This window comes from Colwellia sp. BRX8-5 (assembly GCF_014077325.1).
In the GTDB taxonomy this organism is placed as follows: Bacteria; Pseudomonadota; Gammaproteobacteria; order Enterobacterales; family Alteromonadaceae; genus Colwellia_A.
The window spans coordinates 65,321-78,698 of the sequence record NZ_JACGVR010000007.1 but is presented as its reverse complement, the minus strand read 5'-3'; the positions used below and the strand labels follow the sequence as shown (position 1 = coordinate 78,698).

The window sequence follows — 13,378 nt, the reverse complement described above, 5'->3', positions numbered from 1 at the left end:
CGAAGAGTCTTGCGCAAGGAAAAATTTTTCATAACTTAATTCTCAATTTTGGTCAGTAAAGGTATTAACCACCGATACTAAATAATATTTCGTTCAATTCACCATTACGATCGATTAATAGTGATACTTCTTTATCTTGTTTTAATGCAGCAAGTGCCTGTGCGGCTTCGCTTGGCACCGTTAAATCATAACCATTCATTTGAATCGCGATATCACCAGATTTCAGCCCTGAATTTTGAAAAAAATCTGCGTTTTTACCCGGCAACAATCTGTAGCCTACTATTTTGCCACTTTTACGTTTTGGCGATATTTTTAAATAATCAGTAATTTTACTTGGGTCGGTATTAATTTCGTCTTTAAATGACTCTGCACTTTTACTCAACATCTTATTTGTTCTTTGATCAATAACATTAGGTGATGTTAGTCGACTATTTAATTCTCGAGTTTTAGCCGGAGATATTGCCGATTTATTTACCACGTTTTGTTGTATTTTTTCATTGTAATCAAATCCATCAAGCATCAATGTTTCAAGTTTTCCGGCATGCTTTAAAAGCACTCGATCACGAAAGACACTATCGAGCACGGCACGTGTTCCGGTAATGGTTTCACCAGGACTATAGGTGTCTTGCTTACCAGCGTTTTCAATGACCGCCGCAGACGTAGTTTTGTCATCACTTGCTACTGCCCCTGATAGCGTTAAACGTAACTGTGTTTGAGGTGCACTTTCCACTTCAACCGTTTCAATTGTATCTATACTGTCTGTATATAAGCCAAATAAGTTCAATGTTTTTAAATTTGTTAAACTGATATCAGCTTTTTCAGTGTTCTGTATTGCTACTTTTACGCTAACATTTGAAGATGCATGATATTGGCCACTTGGCGCAACAAGCCAAGTGATTTGTGCAAAAACATACGCGATGTAAGCTAACAAAAATACACTGATCACCTTAGCTATTTTTTGCTGAGGTAATTGTGAAGAGAAGTCGACTACACTAGAAAAATTTGAAGGTAATTGCATGGTTATCTTTATAGAAATTTAAATTAATTTTCATTATTATACCGTGATAGTACTTGAGCTAGACATTATCAACAAGGGTAAGATGATGATTAAAATATTTATTAACAATTTAGTGCTGTTATGTGCAAACTAATATTGCCAGTTCAGCGATACACTTAGTTAAAAGACTAGACATTATAAGCAATTATGATATTTTCGCCGCGACATATATTTATAGGAAGATGGTAAGTAGATGAAACATAATTCACCTCTCACTGAAAACACTTCAACCCGTCTCGATAAGTGGTTATGGGCTGCTCGTTTTTACAAAACACGTGCCATTGCCAAACAAATGATTGATGGTGGTAAAGTGTTCTATAATGGTCAACGAACAAAGTCGGGTAAAGTCGTTGCTTTAGGAGATAAAGTTGTCTTACGCCAGAGTTATGAAGAACGAGAAATTATTGTTGTGGCGCTGGCAGATAAACGTCGAGATGCGAGTTTTGCGCAAACTCTTTACCAAGAAACACCCAACAGTATTACCACTCGTGAAAAAAATGCCTTAGCACGTAAACAAGGCACTTTACTTAGCCCCGCTAGTGATACCAAACCCGATAAGAAACAACGTCGACAATTAATACAATTTAAAGAAAGGATCTAACTGTGACTGTTAAAACTGATGTTTTAAATCGCTACTTATTTGATGGTAAGCATGCTCGTGGAGAGCTTGTACAACTGACTAAAGCTTATCAAGAAATTATCGCTTTGCATGAATACCCTCCCGGCGTGCAAGCCTTGTTAGGTGAATTAGTTGCCGCCACTTGCTTGCTTACAGCTACTTTAAAGTTTGAGGGCGAAATTACCGTTCAATTACAGGGCGATGGCCCCATTAGCTATATGTCAGTTAATGGTGACGATAAACAAAATATGCGTGGCATAGCTCGTTTAGCTGAGCCAACTGCTGGTATAGGCTTAAAAGAACTAATAGGTAAAGGTACGATGGTTATTACTATACGTCCTGAAAAAGGCGAACCTTACCAAGGAGTTGTTGCACTAGATAAAGATAATTTAGCTGATTGTTTAGCACACTACTTTGAAGTTTCTGAACAAATACCCACAAAAATTTGGTTATTTAATAATGCTGATAATACTCAAGTTGCTGGTAGCTTAATACAACTGCTCCCTGATAGTGATAGCAAGGAAACTCAGCTTAGTGATTTCGAACACTTGTGCCAACTAACCAATACAATAAAAGCAGATGAGATTTTTTCACTAGACGCTGAAGACTTATTGTATCGTTTGTATCATCAAGAAGAGGTTCGTTTATTTGAACCTCAATCGGTTAATTATCAATGCAGTTGTTCTGAGGAAAAATGTTTAACGGCTATTTCTCAAGTTTCACCAAGCGAATTGATAAGCATTATAGAAGAGCAAGGTTGCGTATCGATGACTTGTGAATATTGTTTAACAACGTATAAGTTTGATGAACCAAAACTTGCACACTTTATTCATGAGCCCAAGCACTAGTTTACCCTCAGACTTAACGTCTTAATTCTACCTGTTCGCCTTTTAGCGCTCTTCTGCTAATGGGCGACCCACTTTACCACTGTAATCTATTTCTATTTCTACGCGCTCAAACTGTTTTGCTGCTACAAGTGATTTATAATAACTTAAGAGATCGACACCCTCTTTTGGCGTTAATCGATAGGTACTTTTAGCTATTTTATTAATATTTGCGGTATTGTCATAGCTTGTTAGGCTGGCTAAGTTGTTAACGATAACCACAAAAGTGCCCTTTACCGTGCCCGTTTCTGACATTAATAAATTAACAACTTTAGCGCCATTAGTCAGCTTATCTGCTTGTAATTCAAATTTCTGTTCGTTGAGCATTAAGTATTTATTTTCTGAATTTGTCAGTTTTTTAAAAACGTTGTTATTTTGTAAACTTCCATTACGTTCACTTAAACCGCTACTAGTGGCCCGTGCAAGTGTTTCATTAGTTGTAGCAACTGATGTGTTTGGCTTTAAAGAAGCAGCTTCTTTATCGCTGGTTTTTTTTTCTAGTGGCTGTACGACTTCTCTTTTATCTGAACAAGCCATTAAAAAAGTTACACTAAGGGCGATGACACTAAGGTTACGCATATTTACTTCCTTTTTTATTTCCAGTCATAATTAAGTGATAAACGTTTAGTTATAAAAAAAGCTGATTGAATGACCAATCAGCTTTATTTTTACTTGTTGTTACTACTTACTTTTTACGGCGACGTAATAACGCTAAAGGTAATAGCAAGAAGGCTAATAAGCCAGTTGAACCACCGCTAGAATCTTTCCTAGCTGGAACCATACTAGGCATATCATTAACCACTACAGAGAAACTCTGTGTAGCATCGACAGTACCATCATTAACACTTGCTACAAATGTTAGTGTTTCACTACCAGATTCAATACTAGGAGAAGTGAAAGATATAGCTGCTGTGTTTGAGCCCGCTAATGTCACTGTTGGACCAGAGGTTTGTTCCCAGCTGTATGTTAATGCATCACCATTAGGATCTGTAGCTTCAACACTCATGCTAACAGAGATACCTTCTCTAACAATTCGCTCTACATCAGTAACGGCTGTTACAATCGGTGCACGGTTATCACAAGCAACACTATCACCTGCAACTAGGTCTGAATATACTGATGATGTAATGTTACTAAATTGAACATTATCAATCCACCAACCAAAATCATTTGCATATGAATCAGTACCAACGCGGAATCTTAGTTTAACTTCACTTCCGTTTAATGTTGTACCAAAGTTAACACGTTCCATGTTGCCCCAAGTAACATCATTATTTCGACCAGTGAATACTGGACGTCCAGATAATGCTTGGGAATCTTGTGATACTAGCTCTACTGCTACTTCATTATCATCATCATCCAGAGTAACTGTATAACCAACATCAAATCTTCCGCCCATTTCAGTAACGTCTGCCCAGTCACCGCCATTTACACTGATCTCAACAACACCACCATCCCAGCCTTCTTCTAAGCCATAAAAGTGCCAAAAACTCATTTCAAAGTTACCAGCATAGCCAACTTGAATTGCTTTAGTTTCTACTGCAACGTCTGATTGAAAGCTATTATTGCCCAAAACCATTGTTTGTTCGCCTAAATCGAAACCAAAACTAGCAAAGAAAGGAATATTACCGCCATTATCAAATGACTGTGTTCCGACTGCGAATTCTCCGCCTGTCATTACATTTTCAGTCCAGTTCTTAAATAATGAAATATCTTCCATGGTATCTGTTGATGAACTACTTACTGGTGCACGATCTGCAAAATCATAATTAACGGTTGCCGTAAATGAGTATTCATTTGAAACATCGTCTTCAAGTTCAGGGAATGTGACTTTTAATTCGATTGAATCAGACATCATCGCATCATTTAGTACTAGTTCAATAGGGACACTAGTAGAAAACTCAGTTGGATTTAAACGAGCAAAAGTCGTCATGCCCTCATTTGCTAAAGTAATGTCATGATCACCAACAACTTCAATTTTAGCAACTACATCAGTATAAATTTCACTACCTCTATTTTGGATAGTAAAGCTTACTGTACCTGTTTCACCTTTATCTAAAATGTTGTCATTAGAACAATAACCTGAAGTAAGTCCTTCATAATTTGAGTTTAATGTATGAGAAGTAATAGCAAATTCAGAGTACTTAACGTCGTAAGATTCTACTACGCCAGTATGGTCTATAGAATCACGGGCTGGAGATACAGCACCTAATCCCATGCCTCTTCGAGCGAATGCAGCTAAGATAAGATCGTAATCCGCTGGATCATTAGCATAAGCTGCAGCAAGAACGGCATCACGTGCTTCCGTATATGTTGGTGCAACTGGTGTCATTTTGTAACCACCAACCAAGTAGTCTTTCATCAAACTTTTTGCTTCTGCAAAAGTATGACGTTCATCGTTGATTAATGCTACATATGAATCCCATAACATTGCTGCCCAAGGTTCACCTGCGTCATGTACTTCTGCTGTACCCTCTGGAAACTCAAATACACCATTACCTAAAGTAACATTGTCAAAGGTGAGTGGGTTAATTTCCATATCTGTAGAGTATGGGTAGTTACGGATTCCTGTTTGGAAATTTGCAACATATGATGTAGCAGAATATGCAGTACCAAACATTTCATTGCCTGCAATCATTGCATCGTCAGCGTCAGACAATAACAACAACGCATGGAAGTCACCCCAACCTTCGCCCATAGAGCGACCTTGGTTATTACTTAATCCTGAACCGTTACCAACTAAACGGTTACTGATGTAGTGACCCCATTCGTGAGCCACAATACCATTATCAAATGAACTACCTTTATAAGGCTTATTATTAAACATAGAGATAGTAACATCTTCAGCAGCAGTTAATTTAGCGTAAATTGCTGCGCCTGTTGCAAAATTAATCCCCATATTAGGAATTGTTACTGCATCATCACTTCCGCCCATAGATGGAGTCGCACCATCGTCAACATTATTCACGACAATAACGGCAATAGCACCTACATCTTGTGCATTTTTAACTTTTACAGTGAAGTTACAAGTGCCGCGATCAATAATCGCTATTTTTCCCATTAACGCATCAGGGTTTGCAGCCGCTTGACAACCATCAGTAATCACATCCATTGCATCATCAATACGAACTACACTGCCAGCAATATTGAATTGACCTTGACCGAACGACGAACGTTTTGAAACGCCAGCTAGACCGATATCGTCATGAGATGTCACAGTTACACCGTAATCAGTGCCATTTACTGCATCTTTGCTGTCAAATAAGTACATTTGCATGCGTGGCGAACCACCATCAGCAGGAGTCGACATATTCGCATTATTGAAGCCAGAGTTATCCTGAACTTCAGCTAGGAGTGCATCCCCTTCAACACCACCACGTTCATAGTTAAAATTCTGGGCATTACCAGATGCTTCATCAAAACCATGATCGTAAAAATCATCATGCAAATAGTTATTTAAGTAAAATAAATTAACTGTTGCAGCTTTTCTATTATGAATTGAATTTTCAACTAAATCTGTATCGTATTTATAATCAAATGTATTAGTGCTTGTTAATTCGGCGATTATATCACCATTAGTAAATCCATCAGGTGCGATAGCATCTACATAAGCTTTTACATTATTACCATCTGTTGTTGTTGCATCATCAGCTAACCATGCATCACCAGTACTTATTCCCGCAGAAACTAATGAAAGCATTGGGGCATCTAAATAAGCAGTGGCGTCTGGAGTGTCTGCGCTAACTGCTGGAATTACATTTCCATGAGGGCTATCCCAAGGTTTTTTAGTATCTTCATCAGCGTATACACGATAATTAAAGTTATCAGCGTGGCTGGAAAGATCGTTTTTAAACAAAACTTTGCCGTTATTAGCAGAGATAACATAACTAAAATATTCTGAATCTACACTGTCTGCCAATGCAGATTCAACTTCAACATAATATGCAGGTATAAGCTGACCTTTCTGTTCGAAGAAAACTTGTTTTGCGCGTGGTTCACCTAGTGCTTTTTCACTATTTGAAACGTTAAATTTAGTATATTTACCAGCGGTTTCTTTTACAGAAAGATTAATATTACTTGAGTCACCAGATAAATCAGTAAAAGCTGCTTTAATGGCTTCAACAGGGCTTCCAAAAGCGTTTAAATACAAATCACTTTTAAGTCTTTGGCTTGATGCTTTATTTGCTAAATAACCAGATGAAGCAACTAAGTTAAACTCAGCATCCATCATGATATTATATTCACGATTGAAAACTTCTACGCCATTAACTTCTTGTTTGTATTTTGCTATTTTCGCGCCAACACCTTTATCATGCACACTTGCTAATACGGCTTGTACACCTGATTTTTTTACAGTAGAAATACCTGTAAGTTGATTTAAATAGAATTCAGAGGCGTAGGCAACTTGATGTTCCGATGAAATAGCACCGATATTAGGGGCTTTATTTTTAACATTTGCCCACTGAAAAGTATTTTGACCTAATTGAGCATCATATTGATTGCTCATGCCACTTACTGAAGCTACTTGATTTGATACAGATGGTACGGAAAATTTTACAACAGTACTTGCATCTGAAGCTAAAGCTCCCATAGAAGCTGAAGCGATTGCAGACCCTACGAATGTTGCTATGATTGATTTATTAAAGTTCATACGATTCCCTAAGTATATTTTATTATTAACCCACTAAAGTGGACTCTACGGTAATTTATTACATTTATGTAACAATAAAGCAATCATTTAGCTTAAAAAACACAAACAAAAAGTAAAGCATACGTTACGTTAAAGTAATAAACGCTTATAAGGCAACCACTTGTTACAAAAACGTTAACGTCGCGCTTAATAATGGATAATAACGGATAAATACATATATTTATAATATCTCTAGCAAGTAACTGATTGGATAGTAGAAACTTATTTATACTAAATTTACCATAACGTCACTAAGTGGATTTAACAGATGAGTGGCATAAACTCTTTTTTCGTAACAAAAAAGGCGCTAATTTTATAATTAGCGCCTTTATCTGTTAAAAAATTCAGCTTTGTGAAACAGGTCCAATTAAAACCTTAAAAGTGGACAACAACACCTGCAAAAGCACCTTTAAATTCAATGTTTGTATACAAATCATCTAAATCTTCAAGTTCAAATTTAACCGCTTTATAGCCAAGTGTTAAATTTACATCAACCGCTAAGTTATCAATAAGCTCGTAGCTCAAACCGACTTGGTAGTCGTATATAGTATGATCGTCAATCGATAATAAATTACCATTGGCAAAAAGATTAAAACTCGTGCCGGGTAAGCCGACAATCGTTGAAACATAAAGCATAGGTACGATTTCTGTAACGGCTAATGTTCCTTCAACTGATGTACCACCAATTGCTGATGCAACCGTAATATCGCCATCAAAATCACGACCGGTTAAACCAATATCAAAAGAGAAAAGACCGTTATCAAAAATTTCATAATATAACGTATAGTCAATATAACTAATATCGAAGGTGCTACCGACAGCGGTACCAGCGTCGAATGTTTTACCAGAAAAGTCAAAATCCTGCGACAAAACTGTTGCGCCATCAGTATCTAACGTTGTTGAGGCTATCATTAGATTGGGGATTAAAGGGATCGGATGTTCTAGAGCGATATAAAATGAACCTTGCTCTTTATCTTCTAAATTAAAATCAACTAAGCCAGTTTGTTCACCAAAAGTACCTGTTGCTTCATTACTCCATATTGAGCCACCAATATAAAGTCCGGCAATAGTATCAGCCATTGCTGATGTTGAAAGTAACCCGGTAACAAGTAATGCTAATGCTGTTTTTTTCATGTTGAACCCTTTATTATCCTTGACTTAATAAGTCATTTAAATCGATTAGTGCTGCGTTAGCACGAGAAATATAATTTGCCATTACTAAAGAATGATTAGCTAATAAACCAAAACCATCACCATTAAGGATCATTGGACTCCATATAGATTCTTGGCTTGCTTCTAATTCTCGAATAATTTGCTGTACGCTTACTTTAGCATTTTTCTTCTCTAATACATCATTAAAATCAATTTCTACGGCGCGTAAAAAGTGAAGTAACGCCCAACACGCACCACGTGCTTCATAAAATTCATTATCAATTTTCCACCAGCTGGTTTTTAAGACAACGCTTGACTGTGCAGATGTTGATTGCTGGGCAACGCTATCGCCAGCTAAGTCGGTATTTAATTGTTCACGGCCAACACTTGCACTTAATCGTTGAGAGTAGCTGCCTAAACGTTTATTCACTTCTTGGATCCAGTCACGTAAATTATCTGAGCGAGCATAAAATTGCGCTGTTTGACTGTTAACATCGCCTAACGCTTTGCGATAGGCATACAATTCGTTAATTGCTTTATTGTATTCACTTTCTGCACTTGGCATCGCCCAGCTTTTGTGATCGATATTGTATTGAGGCTGAGCAACTTTTAAGTGCTTATTTTCTACCGATTGTGACTGAGAGCGGCTAAATTCCTGACGCATAACAAGCGCCATATCACGCGACATTTCAAGCGCACCAAGCTCCCAAGCTGGGATATTGTCTAAAAATACTGAGGGTGGCAAAGCATCATTTGACAGATAACCGCCAGGTTTATTTAATAATGTCTCGGTTACTCTAATAAGTGCCGTTGTTGTGGTGTAACCGACAACAGGTTTTATACCAGCTGCCGTTGCATCTTTCGTTGCTTCAGCTCTAATATCAAGCTGCTCAGGTTCAAAGCTCCAATAAACGCCGAGAAAATAGCCTGAGAGGATGATAGCAAAAAAAATGGTGACAAAAGTTTTGCCTGAAAAATTAGTCGTCATGTTGAGCTCCTAATGGTGTTGTTTTTTAGCTGGGTTTTCTTGTTTAATACTTCGCACCGGAATGGTTACGACAAGATCCTTTTGCTGCTTAAAGTGCAATGTTAATGAAAGTTCCTCTTCAGGTAACAAGGCTTTTTTAACGTTAAATATCATTAAGTGATAGCCCATAGGCTGCAATACCACTTTATTATTCCCTTCGATTGTCAATTGTTCAACTTGACGCATCTTCATCATACCATCACTCATGGTGTGTTGATGAATTTCAATTCTATCGGAAAACAAGCCACTGACTCCTGTTAAAATTAGCGCCTCATCATTTTTATTTTCAATCGACATATAAGCTGAAGTTATACTGGTTCCAGGTATGCTAGCTCTCACATAAGGCCCGTCAATAATAATATTACTATCGTGTTCAACAGCAAAAACATCGCTATTGATACTGAGTAACGTAAAAGATAATACAATGGCTATAAAACATATTTTATTCATTTCTCGCTATACTTCCTTTTTTAGACAGATTATTTTTATTGCCTTAACATTGTAACTAAGCTGGAGCAAAATGGATAACTTAATTATTAGCCAAGAAAACAATCATGTTTTCACCGTGACTATTAACCGTAAACATAAAAAAAATGCACTTAATCAAAGTATGTATATCGACTTATGTGCTGCTCTAAAATATGCGAGCGAAAATTCAACTATCCACTGTGTGCTTATTCAAGGCGATGAAAACTGTTTTTGTGCAGGTAATGATTTGGATGACTTTTTACAATGCTCACAAGATGATGAATTAGTAGCATTAGATTTTGTACAAGCACTAACAATATTTGATAAACCTCTTATTGCCGCAGTTGCTGGCCCGGCAATAGGTATTGGTACTACCTTGTTGTTACATTGCGACATGGTCATAGCGGCAAACAATAGTAAATTTAAATTACCCTTTACTCAGTTAGGTCTATCACCTGAAGCTGGCTCTAGCCTGATGTTACCCCTGCGTATTGGTCATAACAAAGCGTTTGAACTTTTAGTACTTGGCAAGCAATTTACTGCCGAACAAGCACTAGATTACGGTCTTATTAATCAAATATGCATACCGGAAGATTTACTAAAAATAGCTAGCGATATTGCTAATACTATTGCTAAATTACCTCATGATTCTGTCATGACCAGTAGAAAATTGATGAAACAACATGCTCAATTGACTATGCAACAGGTCATTGATAACGAAGCTAAAGAATTTAAACGTTTAGTAAAAACGCAGCAATGTAAAAATATTTTAGCGCAATTTTTTTAAAAAAATAAATCTTAAAGGTGAAATAGTCAGCCAAAATTTGCGGGGGGTTCATCTTTAGGCGATTTGTTTTTTGTCCCCTGCCATTAACCAAATAACAACAGCAATAAAAATAACGGGCCAAAATATACCAATCATCACAAAGGCCGCCGCACCAAAAATCATCATACCGATAAAAATTAATGAACCAAACACACTCATAACAATTGCAAATGCCACCATGACAAGAATAACCATAATAATTGCTGAAACACTAATCGCTTTTAAAGGATCAATGAGTTCATCACCAACATGAAGGTCGACATTAAACATTTCTATAAAACTTATTCCTAATGCATAGGTTAAAAATAAGGTTGCAAAAATTGCTAATGTTAATGATTTAAAAAATGACATAATTCCTCCTGCTTACTTAGTTTTACGCACAGCTATCGGTAAATATTATTTACTCGCTATCGCTTTAAGTTAATACTGCCCATTAATGCTTGGTGGGTAATAGTATCGCCGCGACCACATAAGCAACACCGCTAGCTAACGGAAATATAAGCAAAGCAGCAATAGCGGCAATACGAACAGCTATTCTTGGTAAGTCATAATATTTTGCGATGCCCGCACAAACGCCTGATAATTTTTTATGGGCAACATCTTTTGTTAAAGTTTTTTTCACTGAATACTCACGTTGATAGCTCATCATTTATTCCTTAATTCTAACCGCTGTTTTGTAAAAAAAGTTAATAGTCCTGCGCCAACAAAAAAAGTTAATACGGGAGCAAGACACATGATCATTATGAAATAGCCACTATGATGTATCATGTAATGCCCCCTAGTTTTTTGTCGCTTAGCCATCTTAGCCATTAACAACTTGCTTTTTTAAATCGGCTAATTCTTGTTCAATAGATTCATCTGTTTCTAAATCACGAAACTGGCTGGCGAGATCTTTATTCTCGGTAAAGTCATAAGACTCTAATTCAGCTTCTACTCGGTCAATTTTTTGTTGGTAGCGTTCAAATTTATTAATGGCTTCATCTATGTTGTAGACAATCGCTCTTTCACGCACTTTTAAACGTACTTCAACTGACTCTTGGCGTAATGCAAAAGCGTCTTGCTTACGTTTAGCTTCTTGAAGTTTTTCTTGTAAACGTTGACCGTCTTCTTGTACTGCACTCAAAAAAATCTCTAGCTGCGCTAAGTCATCATGGAATTCACTGACTTGTACTGAACATTTTTGCTTTTCATGTAGCGCAGACTTCGCAAGATCATCACGCCCTTTATTAATGGCTAATGCGGCTTTTTCTTGCCAATTATTAATACTAGCTTCTAGTGATGCTATTTTACGCATTAAGGTTTTCTTTTCTGCTATATTTTTTGCTGCAGTAGAGCGTACTTCAACCAAGGTTTCTTCCATTTCCTGAATGATCAATTTAACCATTTTCTCAGGATCTTCAGCTTTATCTAACATATTGTTTAAGTTAGCGTTAATAATATCGGTAAAACGTGAAAACATGCCCATAATCCATTCTCCTGCGCAAATGCGCTGCTATTAGTATTTTAATTTAATGACTCATTAAGTATTAACCAAAATGTTAATGCTTAACTTGCTACTGTGTTTTCTATTACAAGTGACATGCCAACTCAGCAAAACAAATTAAACTACTGTTTATTAAGGGATTTTATAAAGACATCGATTACAGAAAGAAAGGTGACATAATATGTCAGACGAAAATATAGTCAAATTCACAAATTAATTAGTTAATTTGACTATACCCATAACATGGTGGAATTTTATTAAAATGAGCGTTGAATTATTGAGTAACCACTACCGGAAAATAATCACCTGCGCCCCACTCACTCCATGAGCCGTCATAAACTTTTACGTGCTTATAACCGCACATTTCGGCGGTTAACGCTAAAACACAGGCGGTTACCCCAGAGCCACAGCTCATCACCATTGGTTTATTTTCGCTATTAATAGCGTTAAATTTTTCTTTTAAAATATTTTTGGCGAGCAAGCAGCCATCATGCGATAAATCACTAAAGGGTAAATTCACAGAAGAGGGAATATGACCGCTACGAATACCTTCGCGTGGCTCAGCAACTTTGCCCTCAAAGCGTTCTTTAGCCCTAGCATCAACAATAAGGTGTTCTTGAGAGTTAAGGTTACGTTCTATATTTTGGCTGCTATAAAAGTATTTTTTACAAAATGTAGCGATAAAGTTACCACGGCTAGTAACGGAAGATGTCGCTGATGAAACACGATACCCTGATGCCAACCAAGCGGGTAAGCCGCCATCAAGTACGGCAACATTTTCATGTCCCATTGCTCTAAACATATACCAAGCACGCGCTGCAGAAAATAAGCCTTGGTCATCGTAAACAACAATTTGACTGTCTGTCATTACCCCTAACGCACGCGCTTGCTGCTGAAAATGTTCAGCACTTGGCATAGTGTGGGGAAGTGGATTTGATAAATCAGAAAAGTTTTTATTTAAATCGAATCGCTTGGCATAAGGCAACGTAAAATCTGGCCATTGTTTTTCTGGCGAGCGCATATTACCAACGGGTGGGATACTCGCATCAAGCAGTATTATATTTGATAATGGTTTTGCAGAGTCTCCGGTTAAATGGAGTGTAGGAAAAAGCAAATCATGCAGCTGACGGCACGATATTATTTGCTGAAAAGTCGAAGGCATAGTTAGCGTC

At 37.2% G+C, this 13,378-nt stretch carries 13 protein-coding genes; 3 read left to right on the top strand and 10 right to left on the bottom strand.

The annotated features are described in order from the left end of the window. Positions 1-64: 64 nt before the first annotated feature. Entirely contained in the window at positions 65-1,018 is a 954-nt protein-coding gene (gene gspC, locus H4J62_RS07140; RefSeq protein ID WP_182214722.1) for a type II secretion system protein GspC, read from the bottom strand. A gap of 232 nt (positions 1,019-1,250) precedes the next feature. Between gspC and hslR the strand changes: the two genes are divergently transcribed. Both hslR and hslO read left to right on the top strand, forming a co-directional pair. Further along, complete coding sequence (gene hslR, locus H4J62_RS07135) at positions 1,251-1,658, top strand: ribosome-associated heat shock protein Hsp15 (protein WP_070374949.1); 408 nt, start codon at positions 1,251-1,253, stop codon at positions 1,656-1,658. 2 nt (positions 1,659-1,660) lie between these two features. After that, positions 1,661-2,524: an Hsp33 family molecular chaperone HslO gene (gene hslO / locus H4J62_RS07130; RefSeq protein WP_182176457.1), complete on the top strand. Its 864-nt coding sequence runs from the start codon at positions 1,661-1,663 to the stop codon at positions 2,522-2,524. 42 nt (positions 2,525-2,566) lie between these two features. Here hslO and H4J62_RS07125 read toward each other — a convergent pair whose 3' ends face one another. From H4J62_RS07125 to H4J62_RS07105, 5 genes are all read right to left on the bottom strand, one after another. Then, positions 2,567-3,139, bottom strand: coding sequence for a hypothetical protein (locus tag H4J62_RS07125; RefSeq protein ID WP_182214723.1), 573 nt, complete (start codon positions 3,137-3,139; stop codon positions 2,567-2,569). A gap of 106 nt (positions 3,140-3,245) precedes the next feature. Next, positions 3,246-7,211: a rhombosortase-dependent M36 family metallopeptidase gene (locus tag H4J62_RS07120; protein ID WP_182214725.1), complete on the bottom strand. Its 3,966-nt coding sequence runs from the start codon at positions 7,209-7,211 to the stop codon at positions 3,246-3,248. A 414-nt stretch (positions 7,212-7,625) separates the two neighbouring features. Continuing rightward, entirely contained in the window at positions 7,626-8,384 is a 759-nt protein-coding gene (locus H4J62_RS07115; protein WP_182214726.1) for a TIGR04219 family outer membrane beta-barrel protein, read from the bottom strand. A gap of 13 nt (positions 8,385-8,397) precedes the next feature. Further along, complete coding sequence (locus H4J62_RS07110; protein ID WP_182214728.1) at positions 8,398-9,390, bottom strand: DUF2333 family protein; 993 nt, start codon at positions 9,388-9,390, stop codon at positions 8,398-8,400. A 9-nt stretch (positions 9,391-9,399) separates the two neighbouring features. Further along, positions 9,400-9,879 (bottom strand): copper chaperone PCu(A)C, encoded by a 480-nt coding sequence (locus H4J62_RS07105; RefSeq protein ID WP_182214730.1) that lies wholly within the window; start codon positions 9,877-9,879, stop codon positions 9,400-9,402. A gap of 70 nt (positions 9,880-9,949) precedes the next feature. Between H4J62_RS07105 and H4J62_RS07100 the strand changes: the two genes are divergently transcribed. After that, entirely contained in the window at positions 9,950-10,684 is a 735-nt protein-coding gene (locus tag H4J62_RS07100; protein ID WP_182214731.1) for an enoyl-CoA hydratase/isomerase family protein, read from the top strand. A 54-nt stretch (positions 10,685-10,738) separates the two neighbouring features. Here H4J62_RS07100 and H4J62_RS07095 read toward each other — a convergent pair whose 3' ends face one another. The 4 genes from H4J62_RS07095 to H4J62_RS07080 form a co-directional block, all read right to left on the bottom strand. Next, positions 10,739-11,074 (bottom strand): hypothetical protein, encoded by a 336-nt coding sequence (locus tag H4J62_RS07095; protein WP_070374956.1) that lies wholly within the window; start codon positions 11,072-11,074, stop codon positions 10,739-10,741. Positions 11,075-11,156: 82 nt separating this feature from the next. After that, positions 11,157-11,369 (bottom strand): PspC domain-containing protein, encoded by a 213-nt coding sequence (locus H4J62_RS07090; protein WP_182214733.1) that lies wholly within the window; start codon positions 11,367-11,369, stop codon positions 11,157-11,159. Positions 11,370-11,525: 156 nt separating this feature from the next. Next, entirely contained in the window at positions 11,526-12,188 is a 663-nt protein-coding gene (gene pspA, locus H4J62_RS07085) for a phage shock protein PspA (RefSeq protein WP_182214735.1), read from the bottom strand. Between the two features lie 292 nt (positions 12,189-12,480). Further along, on the bottom strand, positions 12,481-13,368 hold the full coding sequence (locus H4J62_RS07080) for a sulfurtransferase (protein ID WP_182214736.1): 888 nt from the start codon (positions 13,366-13,368) through the stop codon (positions 12,481-12,483). Between the last annotated feature and the right edge of the window lie 10 nt (positions 13,369-13,378).